A 16,992-nucleotide genomic window follows, 5' to 3' on the forward strand; every position below is an offset into this window, starting at 1 on the left:
GATGTTGCAGCAGACAGTTCTGATGTTATAAAAATCGGTGTTTTTGAACCTCTTACAGGTGAAAATGGAGGAGGCGGTCTTCAGGAACTTGATGGTATAAAATATGCAAACAAAATGTATCCTGAAGTATTAGGCAAAAAAATCGAATTGGTAATAGTTGATAACAAGAGCGATAAAGGTGAAGCGACTACAGCAGTAACAAGACTTATCGAAAAAGAAAATGTTGTAGCAATAATTGGCTCTTATGGTTCTGGTGTTTCAATTGCAGCCGGAGACATAATTAAGAAAGCACAAATTCCAGCAATGGGCGCTTCTTGTACAAACCCAATGGTAACTCAAGGAAATGAATTCTACTTCCGTGCTTGTTTCTTGGATCCATTCCAGGGAAAAGTTATGGCAAACTATGCATTGTCACAGGGAGCTAAAACAGCAGCAGTTATTATGCAAAACGGAGATGACTACTCAATAGGTCTTGGAAATTTCTTTATGGATGCTTTCAAAGAATTAACAGGAGATGAAAACAGCATAGTTGATGTTTCTGAATTCCAGGTTAATGACACTGACTTTAATGCAATTCTTACTAATGTCAAAGCAAAAAATCCTGACGTTATATTTGCACCAAGTTCAGCAACAGCAGCTCCTTTAATAATTAAACAAGCTAGAGCACTTGGCATTGAAAGCTTAATAATGGGCGGAGACACTTGGGAAAACCCTGCAGTTATAGATGTTGCTGGAACAGATGCTGAAGGCATTGCTTTGTCAACATTCTTTGATGAAAACGATCCAGCTACAGAAGAAGCAAAAGTATTTGTTGAAGGCTACAAAAAAGAACTTGCCGGCAAAGAACCTATAATTCCTGCTGTTGCAGCATTAGGATATGATGCATATTTGTTAGTAAGAGATGCTATTGAACGTGCAGGTTCAACTGATGGTGTTGCTGTTCGCGATGCAATAGCAGCTACTAAAGATTTTGAAGGAGTTACCGGTGTTATAAACTTTACAGATGAAGGCGATGCTGACAAAAATATAGCTGTTATCAAGACGGTTGAGGACGGACAATTTGTATACATCGATACAGTTGAAGTAAAATAATATTGCATATCAGTAAGGGCGAACTCATCGTTCGCCCTTTTGCAATTATTTAGCTTTTTAATTGGAGGAATAAATATGACTTTTGAAATTTTTATGCAACAGCTTGCCAATGGTATTTCCATAGGAAGTCTATATGCACTTTTAGCCATCGGTTATACCATGGTTTATGGAATATTAAGACTTATTAACTTTGCACATGGTGATATATTCATGATGGCAGCATATTTCATGGTGTTCGGCATGGTGAATTTTGGTTTGCCATGGTACGTATCCACTATATTAGTAATAATCGCTGCAGTTGCATTAGGAGTATGGATAGAAAAGGCAGCGTACAAGCCCCTTCGAGATGCACCGCGTATGTCAATAATGATATCTGCGATTGGCGTTTCATTTCTACTTGAAAATCTGGCAACATACTTATTTACTGGAGTTCCAAAGGGATTTCCTGATATTCCGATTCTTACAAAAGCAATAAGTTTTGGAAATATTTCTTTATCTGTTGCAACCGTAGTAACACCTATTGTTACTATATTTTTACTGTTTGTTGTTCTTTTCATCACAAACAAAACAAAAATCGGCATGGCAATGAGAGCAGTATCAAAAGATTTTGAAGCTGCCCGTTTAATGGGAATCAATATCAACAAAGTTATTTCAACAACATTTATAATTGGTTCGGCTCTTGCAGCAATTGGTGCTGTTCTTTGGGGTTCTAAATATCCGTCAGTAATACCTCTCATGGGTGTCATGCCTGGACTCAAATGCTTTATTGCTGCTGTTTTAGGCGGTATAGGCAACACAACAGGCGCTGTAATCGGCGGATTTATTTTAGGTATGGCAGAAATTATGCTTGTTTCTTTTTTACCATCCCTCACAGGTTACAGAGATGCTATAGCATTTATAATCTTAATAATAGTTTTAATAGTAAAACCGACCGGACTTTTAGGAGAGAAGGTGACAGATAAGGTATGATAGAAAATAAGAAAAATAAAAATTTAATTAAAAACGCAATATTGATAGTTATTTTCGCATCCGTTATCATCCTTCTGGATATGGAAGTAATTGGTGATAACTACGTTAGGCGTGTATTGAATCTTGCAGCAATATATACAATAGTAAGTGTTTCAATGAATTTAGTAAATGGGTTTACAGGACTTTTTTCATTAGGTCAAGCAGGTTTTATGGCAATTGGTGCTTATACTGTTGCAGTATTCACTGTTCCTGTTGAACTTCGTGATGCAATATTTTATATTGTGCCACAAAATCCTCTTATTGCACAAATTGAATTACCCTTTGGAATTGCACTTATATTAGGCGGTCTTTTAGCAGCCATAGCTGCTATTTTAATAGGAATGCCTGTTCTTCGCTTAAAAAGTGATTATTTAGCAATTGCAACACTCGGATTTTCAGAAATAATTCGTATCATTTTCACAAACACTAAAACAATTACTAACGGAGCTTTAGGAATTAAAAGTATTCCTGAAATGCCTACAATGTGGGTTTTCTTTGGGGTTGCAATAATTTCTGTAATATTTATTATTTTGCTTATAGATTCCAGTTACGGAAGAGCTCTTAAAGCTATTCGCGAGGATGACGTGGCAGCAGAAGCAATGGGAATCAACTTATTTAAACACAAAGTTTTATCTTTTGCTATTGGAGCTTTCTTTGCAGGAATTGGAGGAGGACTCCTTGCTTCTTTGTTAGGCACAGTTGATCCTAAACAGTTTTATTTCACAATTACTTACAATTTCCTCTTAATAATAGTTTTAGGTGGAATGGGAAGCATTTCAGGCACAGTCATAGCATCTTTTGTCGTTACTGTTGGTCTTGAAGTATTAAGGTTTTTCGATGATCCTCTGACATTGTTTGGATTTACTGTTCCTCTATTCCGAGCAGGATTCAGAATGGTTATATTCTCGATACTGTTAATGATATTAGTGCTATTCTTCAGAAATGGTCTTTTAGGACAAAAAGAACTTTCCTGGGACTTAATCAAAGGATTATTTAAAAAGAAAAAAACTCCACGCAAAAAATCAGGCGAAGGAGGTGTTGTATAATGAGCGTTTTAAAAGTTGATAATGTTATAATGCAGTTTGGTGGCGTTGTAGCGGTAAACAACCTCAATATTGAAGTTGAAAAAGGACGAATAGAAGCGTTAATCGGCCCTAACGGAGCAGGTAAAACAACAGCATTCAACGTAATTACAGGTGTTTATACTCCTACAAAAGGAAATGTATATTTCAATGATGAAAAAATCACTGGTTTGACACCTGACAAAATCGCTTCGAAAGGTATTGCAAGGACATTCCAAAATATACGTTTATTCAAGAATTTGACGGTATTAGAGAATATTTTGATAGCTAACCACTTGCACATTAAAAGCAATTTCCTTTCAAGTGCATTGCGAATGCCCTGGTCAAATGCAGAAGAAAAGCATATGAGAGAAAAATCTGAAATGCTTCTTGATAAACTCGGACTTTTAAGTTTAAAAAATGAAATTGCACATTCCTTACCTTATGGTGAACAGAGAAAACTTGAAATAGCAAGAGCTCTGGCTACTGATGCAAAATTATTGCTTTTGGACGAACCTGCAGCAGGAATGAATCCTCATGAAACAATGGAACTTTCGTCCTTCATTCATGCTATAAGAGATGAGTTTGAATTGACTATATTTATGATTGAACATCATATGGACCTTGTAATGGAAATATCAGATAAAATTTATGTATTAGATTTTGGTCAACTTATTGCGAAGGGTACAGCCAATGAGGTTAAAAACAACCCTAGAGTAATAGAAGCTTATTTGGGGGTGGAAGAAAATGCTGAAGATTAATGATTTGCATGTAAACTATGGCGGAATATCTGCAGTCAAAGGTATTAGCATCCAAGTTCCTGAAAAATCAATTGTAACCTTAATAGGTGCCAATGGCGCAGGAAAAAGCACAACTCTAAGAACAATAATGAATCTTGTAAAACCAAGTCAAGGTGAAATTATATTTCAAGGAGAAAATATTGTCGGTAAAGATACAATAGACATTGTCGCAAGAGGAATTACACTGGTTCCTGAAGGAAGAAGAGTATTTGCTAACTTAACTGTACTGGAAAATTTAAAAATCGGAGCTTATCTTCAGAAAAATGGAATCGAAGAACAAATTTTGGAAGTATATGATTTGTTTCCAAGACTTAAGGAAAGATCCTGGCAAATGGCAGGAACTTTATCTGGAGGAGAACAGCAGATGCTAGCTGTAGGAAGAGCTTTAATGGCAAGGCCTAAGTTGATAATGATGGATGAGCCATCTCTTGGACTCGCTCCTTTAATAGTAAATGGTATATTTGACATTATTAAAGAAATTAACAAGCTAGGTACAACAATACTTCTTATAGAACAAAATGCAAACAAAGCACTAAAAGTAGCTGATTATGGTTATGTTCTTGAAACCGGAAACATTACAATGGAAGGTAAAGGACGAGAACTTATGCAAAACGAAAAAATAAAAGAAGCTTATCTTGGAACTTCAAAAAAATAAATAAGTGACATAATAAAAAGCCGTATACACGGCTTTTATTATATTTGCAACTTTTCTTATTATGTTCTTATTAGTTTACTGCTTCTTTTAATGATTTACCTGCTTTAAATACGGGTGCTTTTGATGCTGGTATATCAATAGTTTCTCCAGGATTTCTAGGATTTCTTCCTTGTCTTTCTTTTCTGTCTCTAACTTCAAAAGTTCCAAATCCTACTAATTGAACTTTGCCACCTGATACTAGTTCGTCTTTTATTGTTTCCATGAAACCATTTAGCGCTTTCTCTGCATCTTTCTTTGTAAATCCAGTTTTTTCTGCAACACTAGCAATTAAATCAGCTTTATTCATAAAAAACCCTCCTTAAAAAAATTGTAGTTTGTTTTTTTTTATCTAAATTCCTATTGGAACTTTGATTCTTCCCATAACTCATCCATTTCTTTCAGAGTCATTTGTTTTAAATCTTTAGTTGAATGCTTTTCTATATATTCAAATCTGTTAATAAATTTGTTGATTGTTTTGTTTAACGCTATGTCAGGATTTATTTTCATAAATCTGGCAAAGTTAACAAGTGCAAACAACAAATCCCCAAACTCTTCTTCCATTTTATTGAAATCATCTCTGTTGTATTCTTCAATAAATTCAAAAAGTTCTTCTTTAACTTTTAATATGGCGCCATTTTCATCAGGCCAATCAAATCCTACTTCTGCTGCCCTTTTCTGTATTTTATAACTTCTGCTAAGAGTTGATAATGCTTTAGGAACATTTTTCAAATTGTCCGTGTAAGTATTTAAGTTTTTTTCCTTTTGTTTTGCTGATTCCCAACTCTTCAGAGCTTCATCGACATTATCAGCTTTTACACTCCCAAAAACATGCGGATGCCTAGAATACATTTTATTACAAACATTTGTTACCACATCGTTAATATTAAAATATCCTTCTTCACTTCCAAGTTCTGCGTGAAAAATTACCTGTAACAATAAATCTCCAAGCTCTTCCACCAAGTTATCCATATCGTCATTGTCAATTGCATCAACAACTTCATACGCTTCTTCAATTACATTCTGTCTGATAGAATTATGTGTTTGTTTCATATCCCATGGACACCCATCAGGCCCTCTGAGCACTTTAACTATCCTGCACAGATTATTTACATTATACACTGTATTTTTTGAAATTTCAATAGGAAGAATGCAAAAATATGTTGAAAATCCGTAATTTTTTTCTTGATCAATCATAAATAAGGGCATTTCTTTTACATTTTCTTCTAAAACATCAATTTTCAGAACATTTACAGTGTCTGGATATATTTCCATAAGTTTGAGTTTTAACTGTGAAGCTATTTCCAAATCATATACCTGTGTTATTATATTAAAAAAATTAACATCGAAAGAAAATTCATCAGCTTCCAAACAATCTAAAACTGCTATTGATTTATAATCTGAATATCCTGATAATTTTATGCATTTATCAAGAAAACTCATTCCATCTATTATTATTATATTTATTTCGTCTTTATATTCATTAAGGAGTTTTTTTGTTACTATATCACCATAATATGGACTTCCTGCCGTGCAGTAGTTTATTTTTTTATATTGTTTAGACAGTTCGACAACTCGCTCTGTTATTTTTTCATAGATTTCATCAAAAGATTCATATCTTTCAAAATAATCATCAAAACTGTTTACACAAATATCTTTTTTAAGCTCTTGAATTATTGGATGTCTGTCCGTTCTGACATATGTCGGTATCTTTTCTGCTAAAGCGTTGTGAGCCTTCAAAGTCAAATCCTCTTTGCTTCCTGACCCTAAGCCTATAATTTGAACTGTATTCATTTTATTTCCTCACAAATTTTCTAAGTTTTTCCCCTTTGGGAATTAATTCTAAATCTTCTTTAGTTATTGCTCCGGTTAAAAACAAGCACACTACATAAACAATTACTGCTATGGCTACAGAGGTTAATGTTGCAATATTCTGACTTCCAACAGCCGCTTTTATAAGTCTGAAAGAAATTCCTACCGCTACTGCCATAACGGCCGATGACAAAAGTGGTCTTGCAGATACTTGAATTAAATTTATTTTTATATTTGTTTTAAAGTTTATGTCGTACCAGTTTAATATTGCAACCACCAAGTATGAAATTGTAGTGCTGATTGCAGCCCCCCTGATATTCAAAGACGGCATTCCAATAAGTATATATGATAATATAATTTTTACTATTAATCCTATTGCAAGGTTTTTAACAGGGTGAAACTGTTTGTTTATTGATTGCAACACTGCAGTAAATGCTTGAACTAAAGTAAGAAAAATTACGCTGATTGCCATTATTTGAAGTAACGCTCCTGAACTTGCATGTTTTTCAGGCCCTATGGATGCATACAGCAAAGCAATTACAGGCTCCGCAAGCATAAATAAACCAATACCGCACGGTAGACCAATTATTAATGATATTTTTACACCAACATTTGTTGTTGTATTAAGCTTATCATGTTGCTTTCTTGTAAATGCTTCTGTAATAACCGGTACCAAACTCATTGCAACTGCAGTTGAAAACACTTGAGGAAAATTTATCAATGTTTGTGCAGTTCCGCTTAATTCCCCAAACATGTCTGCTATCTCAATGCTAGTATATCCGATTGCCGATAATCTGTTTGATACAATATATGAATCCGCCAATCCCATAAGCGGTGATATAGATGCTCCAATAGTAATCGGTATTGCTATATATAAAAGACTTTTTACTATATCCAAAACAGGCTCTGTCTTATTGTGAGATGAAAGTGATATTTCTTCTTTTATTCTTTTCTTGCTAAAGAAAAACAATAAATAAATAAGTATCAACGCAGCCAATCCACCAGCTGAAGCACCAAATGTCGCTCCTGCTGCAGCTTCTTCAAGTCCCTTTCCTACAAATGAATATGCAAGATATAACCCGACTGAAACTCTGAAAATTTGTTCAATAATTTGTGACAATGCAATAGGAGCCATGTTTTGAGTTCCCTGAAAGAAACCTCTGTAAGCTGATAAAAGAGGTACTGCAAATAATGCTGGCACAAGCGCTATCATTGAATAATAAGAACCAGGATAACCCAAGAAGGAAACAAGATTTTTAGCAAATATCAAAACAACTATAGAAGATACAATACCTATAAAAAACAATCCCCAACGCGATATTTTATATACTTGATATGCTCCTGCATAATTTAGCAATGCCCTTTTTTCTGAAACAAGCTTCGCTATAGCAGTTGGAAATCCTGCCAAAGACACAACCAGCAGCAAATTATAAATATTATAAGCAGGTTGATAATAACCAATACCTTCTGTTCCAATAAGATTTGTTAATGGAATTCTGTAAATAGCTCCCAATATCTTAACTAATAATCCTGCTACACTCAGTATAGCAGCACCTTTTATGAAATTTTCCTTAGACATTTTAATTCCTTTCTTTCTCGCAAAAATATTTATGATATATTGTTGCACATAAATGTTTAATTTACCTAAATTTTAGCTTATTGCTGAAATTCAGTTTATCACAATTTAATGTTGTTTAAAAGAAAAATTTGTTTTTCTAATGAATTTTATAAGAAATACGACTCTGTTATGAATTTTACTTCTTGTATATATATTTTTGTGATATAATTCTATAGAGCTAGCAGTTAATTAATCATTGAGGAGCAATTAATGGAAACACTTAAAGGTACTATCATTGAAACAATTTTTCGCAATAATGAAAATGGCTATACTGTTGCAATAATGGAAGCAGACAACAATGATATAATAACTGTAACCGGAGTATTCAGTTCTGATGTTACAAGTGAAACAATAGAAGTTTACGGAAAAAAAGTTAAGCATCCTAAATATGGAGAACAATTTCAAGTAGATATGTACAATACTATTCTCCCTTCAAGCCTTGACCAAATAGAAAATTACTTGTCTTCCGGTTTAATAAAAGGAATAGGAAAATACACAGCAAAAAATATAGTGAAAGTCTTTAAAGAAGATACATTTAAAATAATCCAAAAACATCCTGAAAGACTTTTGGAAGTTGAAGGAATAGGAGAAAAAAAAGCTGAAATGATATCTAAGAGCTTTGCTGAACAATCTGATATCAAAGAGATAATGATGTTTCTGCAAAGTCATGACATCAGTACCAGTTACAGTATAAAAATATATAAGCAATACGGGAAAAATACCATACAAACAATAACAGAAAATCCATATAAGCTTACTGAAGATATATATGGAATTGGTTTTAAACTTGCTGATAAAATAGCTGCATCTTTAGGAGTAGAAAAAATTTCCCCTTACAGAATATCATCAGGAGTAAAATTTGTTCTTGCAGAATATGCATCCAGAGGACACACATATGTTCCTTACAGCATGTTGTTAAACAGTACGCTTAATATTCTTGAAACAACTGCAGAAGATACGGAAGATGAAATTCGAAATATGGCATTTACAGGCAAAATACATATTGAAACAATTTATGATGAGCAAGCTGTTTATTATATACCATACCATACTGCAGAAGTTAATGTTTGCAAAAATTTAATTAATCTGTCACGAACAGAATTTAATATATCTGAAGATGAAGCTATTCAATATTTAAATGAAACAGAAGAAGAATCTACAATTACTCTTACGGAAAAACAAAAAGAAGCAGTTATACAATCAATACTTAACGGAATCACTGTTATAACAGGAGGTCCCGGTACTGGAAAAACAACCATAATACTATCAATATTAAAGGTTTTTAAAAAAATAAATAAAAAAGTTCTTCTTTGTGCTCCCACAGGAAGAGCAACAAAGCGCATAACAGAATCAACAGGCAGAGAGGCGAAGACAATCCACCGTATGTTGGAGTATGCTTTTGGAGAAGATGACAGCAATCTGTCATTTAATAAAAATGAAAACTCACCTCTTGATTGTGATGTTGTAATTATAGATGAAATGTCAATGGTTGATATATTGCTCATGAACAATCTATTAAAAGCAATTAAAAAAGGCACACATCTAATTCTGGTTGGAGATGTCGACCAGCTTCCATCTGTGGGTGCCGGCAATGTTCTTTCAGATATTATAAAAAGCAATACTATAAAAACAATAAGGCTTGATACAATATTCAGACAATCTGAAGGAAGCATGATTGTCCAAAATGCCCATATGATAAACAAAGGATCTATGCCCATATACAACAAAAAAGATTCAGATTTTTTCTTTATGCGACAAAATAACAGCATCGACTTATTAAACTTAATTGTTGACCTTTATAATAACCGTCTGCCTGTAAAATACGGTTTTAATTCTGTAAAAGACATACAAGTATTATCTCCCATGAAAAAAGGTAGCATCGGAGTAATTGAACTTAATAAAAAAATTCAGGCAGAAGTTAATCCTCCTTCCAAGTTAAAAAAGGAAAAAGTTTTTGGAAAATATATTTTCCGTGTTGGAGACAAGGTAATGCAAATAAAAAATAATTACCAGGCTGAATGGAAAGCACTCACAACAGATGAAAAAATTATTACAGGTGAAGGTGTTTATAATGGAGATATCGGGTATATAATATTTATTGATGAAGTTGAACAGGAATTAGTTGTTCAATTTGATGATGAAAAAGAAGTTGCATACAGCTTTACTCAATTAGACGAGCTTATTTTGGCGTATGCAACAACAGTTCATAAAAGTCAGGGAAGTGAATTTCCTGTAATTATTATGCCAATTGTGTGGGGTCCACCCATGCTTTTAACCAGAAATTTATTTTATACTGCCATAACAAGAGCAAAAAAACTTGTTGTGCTGGTTGGCTTTGAAAAATATATGAAAGACATGGTGGATAATAATAAAATTGATAAGAGGTTTTCAGCGCTTGATTACAGGCTGCATTCTGCAGTTACAACTTATGCAATGCTGTCGGATTATTCCATGGAGTAATTATGAACACTTATATTGAATCATTTTTAGAACTTTTATACCCCGAAAAAAACACATGTTTTTTTTGTGATGCGTATGATGAATCTATAGGGGAAAAATACATATGCTCAGAATGTGAAACTCTCATAAAAAAAATTATACCACCGGTTTGCAGCAAATGTTCTAAGCCTATTGATTATAATTCTTCAACTAATCTTTGCCCGGACTGCAGTTCTTATGAGAACCATTTTGAAGTTTCTAAGTCACCTTTTGCTTATGAAGGATTAATAAAAAAAGGAATATACAACTTCAAGTACCACAACAAACCCTATTTTAGTAAATTTTTTGGCAATTGTCTCGTAGATTATATGGAAAAAACAAATTATGTGAGCTTTGACTATATCGTTTCTGTTCCTCTTCATATTACAAAAATGCGAAGTAGGGGATACAATCAGTCAGAACTGCTTGCAAAACACATATCAAATAAATTGTCCATACCTTATGTGGACGCATTAAAAAGAACAAAACTAACACCTAAGCAAAGCAGTCAATCAAAGGAAGCACGAAGAAAAAACTTAAATAATGCTTTTTCTGTGAAAGAAAACTCATCTGTAAATTTAATAAAAAACAGCAGTGTTCTACTGGTAGATGATGTCTACACAACAGGTTCCACTGCTGACGAATGTTCTAAAGCGCTTCTTGATTTTGGTGTTGATAAAGTATATGTAATAACAATTGCAAGATAAAACTATAATAATTTATTATAAATTGTTTCTTCGGTTATTATTTTATCCATTTTTATATCATGTTCTTCACATGGAATTTCATCTAAAACTTGAAATTCGTAGGCTATTGCAACTATCTGAGCATCAGTCCTGATATTTTTTAATATTTTGTCATAATAACCCTTCCCAAATCCCACTCGATTCAAATTTTTATCAAATGCAACGCCTGGAACTACAACCAAGTCAAACTCCTGTGGATTAACTGGAACGATTTTTTCAAATATAGGCTCATAATAACCAAATTTGCTTAATGTCAAATAATTTTCCATACTTTTGATTTCCGATGGAATTATGACTGTATTAATTATATCTGTATAAGGTATTACTACTCGTTTTTTTTCTTTGAGCATTTGATTTATCAATTGAGAAGTTATTACTTCATTTTTAAAATCCATGTAAATAAAAACAGTCCTGCTGTTTTTATAAATTTCAGAACTGACAATTTTATTGAGTATAACATTGCTTTTTTTTAGTACATCTTCTTTTTCCATGTTATTTCTTATATTAAGTATTTTATTTCTTAGTTCTTTTTTAGTTTCCATATAATCACCGTTAATTAAATAATATTATTAAAAAACCAATGTAATTAAAAGACTGTAAATAAAATTGATTATCGGAGAAATAATCAAGCCAACCCCATTGAAAACAATAAGCAGAAGCATTGCAAATCTAAGATGGTCATAATATTTATAATAGAAATTCCACACTTTAGCTCCGCCTATACTTCCCAATATGTGATGTCCATCAAGGGGAGGTATTGGTATTAAATTGAATACCATGAGCACTAAATTAATAACTACCGTGTTTCTAAGTACTTCCCATATAATTTGTCCAAGTGCATTATAAGGCATATAAGTATCTGCAAGTTTCATAAATATTACGAACAAAACAGCTGTCAAAAGGTTAGAAGCAGGTCCGGCAATGGAAACAATTGCATCATCTCTTCTTGGATTTTTAAAATTTCTTGAGTTTATCATAACCGGCTTAGCCCAACCAAAACCGAACAACAAAAGACAAATGAATCCCATGGGGTCTATATGTTTTATTGGATTCAAAGTCAAACGTCCCTGCATCAACGCAGTGTCATCACCCATTTTTAGAGCAGCATAGCCATGGGAAAATTCATGTATGGAAAGCCCTAACAAAATCCCCGGCAATATTAATAATTTATTCACTATATAATCCATAATTCCTCCTTGTATTTACATAATACAAGATTCAGCTTAAACATATCTAAATTTAATCCTCATAATCTGTAGGATCTTGATTTTTGTAGACTATTGCTGTCTCAAGCCTACGTCCCTTAATTTCTGTAACTTTTATTTTTAGACCATATTCATCCAGTTCCATAGTGCTTCCATCCTCTGGTATTATACCAAGAACGCCAAAAACCAGACCTCCGAATGTTTCAAAATCCTCATCCGGCAATGATACGCCAAGTTGTTTTGTAACATCGTCCAAATATGCAGAACCTTTAATTTTCCATGTATCTTCATCTATTTTCTCTATGGTAGGAGCTTCAGGAGTTAAATAATCATCATCAAAGTTTCCAACTATTTGTTCAATTAAATCATCCATTGTTATAACGCCGCTCATACCGCCATATTCATCGAATACTACCGCAAAGTGATTTCTGCTTTTTTTCATATTTTGGAACAACACATCTGTTCTCACTGTTTCCGGCACATAATAAGCAGGTTTTATAGCTTTGTTCATAACTGCTTCTCTAGTATTTTCCTGAAGCCTAAAGTAATCTTTAACATTTAAAACACCTATAACATTATCAGCACTCCCTGAACAAACAGGATATCTGGAATGTCTGCTCATTTTAATTTTTTGATTCCATTCGGCATCAGTTTCATCGAGCCACAAAATATCCACCTCAGTTCTGTGAGTCATTACTTCTTCTGCTGTTTTATTATCAAATTCAAAAATATTTTGTATCATTTCCTTTTCACTAACATTGATTGATCCTTTTTCACTTCCTACATCAACCATCATGCGAATGTCTTCCTCCGTTATTTCCTCATCCTCAGAGTTAGGGTCAATTCCCATTAGTCTTAATATTCCGTTAGTAGAAACCGTAAGCAACCCTACAAGAGGCGCAAATAATTTTGAAATGAAATATAACATTCCTGCCATAAAAAGAGCAAGTTTTTCTGCATTTTTCATTGCTACCCTTTTTGGAACAAGTTCTCCAAAAACAAGTGTAAAATATGATAGTATCAATGTTATTATAATTACAGAAATTGTGTTTAAAGTTGAAACCGGAAAATTTAAACCTGTTTTCAACAAAACTTCAGTTAATTTACTTGCAAAATTATCTGCAGCAAAAGCACTTCCAAAAAAACCAGCCAGCGTAATACCAACCTGTATTATTGAAAGGAATCTGGATGGCTGCAAAGTCAATTTGCTCAGCTTAATAGCACGTTTATCACCTTCCGCTGCCATTTTTGCCATTCTGTTATCATTCATAGAAATAACAGCAATTTCTGCAGAAGCAAAAATTGCATTAACCGAAATCAATATTACCTGTAAAACTAATGGACTCCATATCGAGCCTTCTTCTAACAAAGTGAAAACCTCCTAAATATTAATAAATATTACAAAAATAATACCATATATATTATAACCAGTCAATATTCATTTATGATTCCAACATTTTACTCGATTTGTACAGTATAATTTAATTTTATTTAAATATAAGTTGATATAATTTGTGATATATTGTAAAATTATTGTACTGGGAAATACTTGGAGGCAATCATGTTTTTTGAAGCTTTGATTCTAGGAATGATTATCGGCTATGCTAGAAGAGGAAGAATATCAAGATTGGCATATGTCCATTTTAATGCTCAACCGCTTATTTATGTATCTGCCGTGTTATACTTGGGCATTATTGTAATGAATTTAGGACTATATGATTACAGTTCATTTTTATATGCTGGTTTTTTGTTAATTTCATTTATTTTAACGTTATTATTTTTGATTGCAAATATAAGTATGAAGTTTATGTTTGTACCACTTATTGGTCTATTTTTAAATTTATTAGTTTTTTTGGTAAATGGTTTTAAGTTTCCTCTTGATGCAGCTGCTGCTGCAAAAATATATGGTACCGAAATTTATGAACTATTAAACAACGGAAAAATAATATTTTTTACGTCTGCAGAAAACGCAAGCCTAAGTTTTTTAGGAAATATAATTACTGTAGGAAATCTGTTTATAGTTAGCATAGGCGATATCATTGCAGCAATGGGAATTGCGTTAGTTATTCAAGCGATTATTTCTGACAAATTTATTCAAAGCAGAAACAGAATTACATTTTCAAAAAATATTTTCAAATAAAATTCACAAAAAATATTAATGCGCTGGATACCAGCGCATTTTTTTTTATATAAATTTACTAACATTTCGCTTATTTATGAGATCCTTCGCTGCGCTCAGGATAAGCGACCAACACCAAATGTAAAATTTGGGTTGTCTGCTTACTTTTCTTGATGGTTTCCATCAGTGTGGTAGCAAGTCCTGCAAGTCCTTGTAAATCTGATGGTATGATTATTTTTGTAGCCTGACCGTTTGCTGCCTTTTCAAATGCTTCAAAACTCTTTAATGTAAGAACCTCTTTGTTAGGTTGGGATTCCCTTATCATTATAATACCATCTGCTGTTGCCTTTTGAATGCTTAAAATTGCTTCAGCCTCACCTTCAGCTTCTCTTATGGAAGCTTCTTTTCTTGCTTCTGCTCTTAGTATTGCTGATTGTTTTTCTGCTTCTGCTTCAAGAATGAGAGATGCTTTTTTACCTTCAGATACTAATATAGCAGCGCTTTTTTGTCCTTCAGCAATAAGTATAGATTCTCTTTTTTCTCTTTCAGCTTTCATTTGTTTTTCCATTGCATTTTGTATTTCTTTAGGAGGTATAATGTTTTTAACTTCAACACGATTTATTTTTATACCCCATGGATCAGTAGCTTCATCTAACACTATACGCATTTTAGTATTGATGATTTCCCTTGAAGTCAATGTTTGATCAAGCTCTAAATCTCCTATAATGTTTCTTAATGTAGTAGCAGAAAGATTTTCTATAGCAGACATTGGTCTGTCTACTCCATATGCATAAAATTTAGGATCCGTTATCTGAAAAAATATTACTGTATCAATTTGCATTGTTACATTGTCTTTTGTTATAACCGGCTGTGGAGGAAAATCAATTACCTGCTCTTTTAACAGCACTTTTTTTGCTATTTTGTCTATAAGCGGAAGTTTTATATGTAATCCTACTCCCCAAGTAGACTGATAAGCACCTAAACGCTCAACAACATATGCATTTGCTTGTGGTACAATTCTAATATTTGTTGCAACTAAGACTATTAATACTGCAACAAGAAAAATAAAACCAAAAAATTCCATTTACTTCCTCCTGTTATTTTCTTTTTACTATAAGCTTAACGCCTATTATTTCTTTCACAACAACCATCTCGTCTTCTTCTATTATACTGTCATCAACAGATTTTGCTGACCATATTTGACCTCTTGCCTTAACAGTTCCTTCGTTATTTATGTTATTTATTGTTGATTTAACCTTAACAGTTTCACCAATTAAACTATCTGCATTTGTTTTTGTAATACCAACTTTCAATTTTTCAGCAGCAATAGGTCTTGTCAAAAACAAACACAAAATTGACACCATCAAAAAAACTACTATTTGTATTTCAATGCTGAGACCGGTTAAGTGAACAAGCCACGCTACAAGTGCTCCAATGGCAAACCATATTGTAGTCAAACCCATGGTGAAAGCTTCAATTACAATACAAGCAGCGACAATTCCAAGCCATGCCCATCCTGCATATTCCATAATATCCTCCTCTTGTTAACAACTGCATATTCATTATATACCACTTTTTAAGCCAGGTAAACACTTTTCCTAATTAATCAATAATACCTCTTTTACTTTAGTTTTTGTCTTAGAATATGATTTATACATAAATTATATTTAAACTGCTACATTTTATTCTGTCTTATGGAAAACAACACGTCATCATTCTTTGAGATTCTTCGAGCAAGCTCTCAGAATGACAATAAACAAATGTATAGTTTTTCAGTAGTCTCCAATTCTCTCGATGCGTTTTTTAAATAAAAAAGACTAAGTTGTCAACATTCGGTTCAACTTAGTACTGATATTATTAATATTATTATTATCTTTCTTCCCTGAAATAATTCACACCGCAGCTAGCCGGTTGTGAATTTTCTTTTGACTTACGAATTGAAGTAATTACTAACACAAGTGCCGTTATAACAAACGGAAGCATATCATAAAATGCATTTGGAATAGTAATCAATGTTTTAGGAAAATAATATTTTAAAATATTAAATGCACCAAATATAAATGAGCCGAAAATTGCCCGCATAGGACTCCATGAAGCGAAAATAACAAGTGCTACAGATATCCAACCCAAACCATTTACACTGTTGCTCATCCATACGCCGCCATTAATTATTAGAGAGCAATATGCTCCTCCAATGCCGCAGATACCTCCACCCAAAAGTACATTCAAATATTTTAGTTTTGTTACCTTTATTCCTGCTGCATCTGCTGCTCCTGGATTTTCTCCAATAGCCCTCACATTTAACCCTGTCTTTGTGTGGTTAAGATAAATGCCGCATATTACAGCAACAACAATTGCTAAA

Annotated in this window: 17 protein-coding genes; 8 read left to right on the forward strand and 9 right to left on the reverse strand. The window is 33.1% G+C overall.

Features of this window, described 5'->3' with window-relative positions:
- From SA378_RS04955 to SA378_RS04975, 5 genes are all read left to right on the forward strand, one after another.
- The coding region (locus tag SA378_RS04955; RefSeq protein WP_318524878.1) for an ABC transporter substrate-binding protein at window positions 1-1,092 on the forward strand (1,092 nt) is incomplete at its 5' end.
- A 75-nt stretch (window positions 1,093-1,167) separates the two neighbouring features.
- A complete protein-coding gene (locus SA378_RS04960) occupies window positions 1,168-2,061 on the forward strand; it encodes a branched-chain amino acid ABC transporter permease (protein WP_318524879.1) in 894 nt (297 codons plus the stop codon).
- The gene (locus tag SA378_RS04965) at window positions 2,058-3,146 is read left to right on the forward strand and encodes a branched-chain amino acid ABC transporter permease (protein ID WP_318524880.1); all 1,089 of its coding nucleotides are present in this window, start codon (window positions 2,058-2,060) and stop codon (window positions 3,144-3,146) included. The genes SA378_RS04960 and SA378_RS04965 overlap by 4 nt, the downstream gene beginning before the upstream one ends.
- On the forward strand, window positions 3,146-3,922 hold the full coding sequence (locus tag SA378_RS04970) for an ABC transporter ATP-binding protein (RefSeq protein WP_318524881.1): 777 nt from the start codon (window positions 3,146-3,148) through the stop codon (window positions 3,920-3,922). The genes SA378_RS04965 and SA378_RS04970 overlap by 1 nt, the downstream gene beginning before the upstream one ends.
- Entirely contained in the window at window positions 3,909-4,616 is a 708-nt protein-coding gene (locus SA378_RS04975) for an ABC transporter ATP-binding protein (RefSeq protein ID WP_318524882.1), read from the forward strand. The genes SA378_RS04970 and SA378_RS04975 overlap by 14 nt, the downstream gene beginning before the upstream one ends.
- A 70-nt stretch (window positions 4,617-4,686) precedes the next feature.
- On the opposite strand, the gene SA378_RS04980 is transcribed toward SA378_RS04975, so the two are convergent.
- The 3 genes from SA378_RS04980 to SA378_RS04990 are packed head-to-tail and all read right to left on the reverse strand — an operon-like array spanning window position 4,687 to window position 8,043.
- Window positions 4,687-4,962, reverse strand: a complete 276-nt coding sequence (locus SA378_RS04980) for an HU family DNA-binding protein (RefSeq protein ID WP_318524883.1) — start codon at window positions 4,960-4,962, stop codon at window positions 4,687-4,689.
- Between the two features lie 50 nt (window positions 4,963-5,012).
- The gene (gene mazG, locus SA378_RS04985) at window positions 5,013-6,446 is read right to left on the reverse strand and encodes a nucleoside triphosphate pyrophosphohydrolase (RefSeq protein ID WP_318524884.1); all 1,434 of its coding nucleotides are present in this window, start codon (window positions 6,444-6,446) and stop codon (window positions 5,013-5,015) included.
- Between the two features lies 1 nt (window position 6,447).
- Window positions 6,448-8,043 carry a polysaccharide biosynthesis protein gene (locus tag SA378_RS04990; RefSeq protein WP_318524885.1) on the reverse strand — a complete coding sequence of 532 codons (1,596 nt, stop codon included), beginning with the start codon at window positions 8,041-8,043 and terminating at the stop codon, window positions 6,448-6,450.
- A 249-nt stretch (window positions 8,044-8,292) separates the two neighbouring features.
- On the opposite strand from SA378_RS04990, the gene SA378_RS04995 reads away from it, so the two are divergent.
- On the forward strand, window positions 8,293-10,542 hold the full coding sequence (locus SA378_RS04995; protein WP_318524886.1) for an ATP-dependent RecD-like DNA helicase: 2,250 nt from the start codon (window positions 8,293-8,295) through the stop codon (window positions 10,540-10,542).
- Between the two features lie 2 nt (window positions 10,543-10,544).
- Entirely contained in the window at window positions 10,545-11,267 is a 723-nt protein-coding gene (locus SA378_RS05000; protein WP_318524887.1) for a ComF family protein, read from the forward strand.
- Window positions 11,268-11,269: 2 nt separating this feature from the next.
- Here the strand turns inward: SA378_RS05000 and SA378_RS05005 are convergent, their stop codons facing one another.
- The 3 genes from SA378_RS05005 to SA378_RS05015 are packed head-to-tail and all read right to left on the reverse strand — an operon-like array spanning window position 11,270 to window position 13,880.
- Window positions 11,270-11,848 carry a 5-formyltetrahydrofolate cyclo-ligase gene (locus tag SA378_RS05005; protein WP_318524888.1) on the reverse strand — a complete coding sequence of 193 codons (579 nt, stop codon included), beginning with the start codon at window positions 11,846-11,848 and terminating at the stop codon, window positions 11,270-11,272.
- A 27-nt stretch (window positions 11,849-11,875) separates the two neighbouring features.
- A complete protein-coding gene (locus SA378_RS05010; protein ID WP_318524889.1) occupies window positions 11,876-12,493 on the reverse strand; it encodes a site-2 protease family protein in 618 nt (205 codons plus the stop codon).
- Between the two features lie 52 nt (window positions 12,494-12,545).
- On the reverse strand, window positions 12,546-13,880 hold the full coding sequence (locus tag SA378_RS05015) for a hemolysin family protein (RefSeq protein ID WP_318524890.1): 1,335 nt from the start codon (window positions 13,878-13,880) through the stop codon (window positions 12,546-12,548).
- A gap of 192 nt (window positions 13,881-14,072) precedes the next feature.
- On the opposite strand from SA378_RS05015, the gene SA378_RS05020 reads away from it, so the two are divergent.
- Window positions 14,073-14,651 carry a DUF5317 family protein gene (locus SA378_RS05020; RefSeq protein WP_318524891.1) on the forward strand — a complete coding sequence of 193 codons (579 nt, stop codon included), beginning with the start codon at window positions 14,073-14,075 and terminating at the stop codon, window positions 14,649-14,651.
- Window positions 14,652-14,721: 70 nt separating this feature from the next.
- Here SA378_RS05020 and SA378_RS05025 read toward each other — a convergent pair whose 3' ends face one another.
- From SA378_RS05025 to SA378_RS05035, 3 genes are all read right to left on the reverse strand, one after another.
- Window positions 14,722-15,714: an SPFH domain-containing protein gene (locus tag SA378_RS05025; protein WP_318524892.1), complete on the reverse strand. Its 993-nt coding sequence runs from the start codon at window positions 15,712-15,714 to the stop codon at window positions 14,722-14,724.
- 13 nt (window positions 15,715-15,727) lie between these two features.
- Window positions 15,728-16,159, reverse strand: coding sequence for an NfeD family protein (locus tag SA378_RS05030; protein WP_318524893.1), 432 nt, complete (start codon window positions 16,157-16,159; stop codon window positions 15,728-15,730).
- 340 nt (window positions 16,160-16,499) lie between these two features.
- The coding region (locus tag SA378_RS05035) for an ABC transporter permease subunit (protein ID WP_412178672.1) at window positions 16,500-16,992 on the reverse strand (493 nt) is incomplete at its 5' end.

Origin of the sequence: Sedimentibacter sp. (genome assembly GCF_033447055.1) — a bacterium.
GTDB lineage: Bacteria > Bacillota > Clostridia > Tissierellales > Sedimentibacteraceae > Sedimentibacter.

What these genes read in the sequence shown, in the direction of transcription:
- SA378_RS04960 (WP_318524879.1), top strand. Translation starts at nt 1,168, where the DNA reads ATGACTTTTGAAATTTTTATGCAACAGCTTGCCAATGGTATTTCCATA.
- SA378_RS04965 (WP_318524880.1), top strand. Translation starts at nt 2,058, where the DNA reads ATGATAGAAAATAAGAAAAATAAAAATTTAATTAAAAACGCAATATTG.
- SA378_RS04970 (WP_318524881.1), top strand. Translation starts at nt 3,146, where the DNA reads ATGAGCGTTTTAAAAGTTGATAATGTTATAATGCAGTTTGGTGGCGTT.
- SA378_RS04975 (WP_318524882.1), top strand. Translation starts at nt 3,909, where the DNA reads ATGCTGAAGATTAATGATTTGCATGTAAACTATGGCGGAATATCTGCA.
- SA378_RS04980 (WP_318524883.1), bottom strand. Translation starts at nt 4,962, where the DNA reads ATGAATAAAGCTGATTTAATTGCTAGTGTTGCAGAAAAAACTGGATTT.
- mazG (WP_318524884.1), bottom strand. Translation starts at nt 6,446, where the DNA reads ATGAATACAGTTCAAATTATAGGCTTAGGGTCAGGAAGCAAAGAGGAT.
- SA378_RS04990 (WP_318524885.1), bottom strand. Translation starts at nt 8,043, where the DNA reads ATGTCTAAGGAAAATTTCATAAAAGGTGCTGCTATACTGAGTGTAGCA.
- SA378_RS04995 (WP_318524886.1), top strand. Translation starts at nt 8,293, where the DNA reads ATGGAAACACTTAAAGGTACTATCATTGAAACAATTTTTCGCAATAAT.
- SA378_RS05000 (WP_318524887.1), top strand. Translation starts at nt 10,545, where the DNA reads ATGAACACTTATATTGAATCATTTTTAGAACTTTTATACCCCGAAAAA.
- SA378_RS05005 (WP_318524888.1), bottom strand. Translation starts at nt 11,848, where the DNA reads ATGGAAACTAAAAAAGAACTAAGAAATAAAATACTTAATATAAGAAAT.
- SA378_RS05010 (WP_318524889.1), bottom strand. Translation starts at nt 12,493, where the DNA reads ATGGATTATATAGTGAATAAATTATTAATATTGCCGGGGATTTTGTTA.
- SA378_RS05020 (WP_318524891.1), top strand. Translation starts at nt 14,073, where the DNA reads ATGTTTTTTGAAGCTTTGATTCTAGGAATGATTATCGGCTATGCTAGA.
- SA378_RS05025 (WP_318524892.1), bottom strand. Translation starts at nt 15,714, where the DNA reads ATGGAATTTTTTGGTTTTATTTTTCTTGTTGCAGTATTAATAGTCTTA.
- SA378_RS05030 (WP_318524893.1), bottom strand. Translation starts at nt 16,159, where the DNA reads ATGGAATATGCAGGATGGGCATGGCTTGGAATTGTCGCTGCTTGTATT.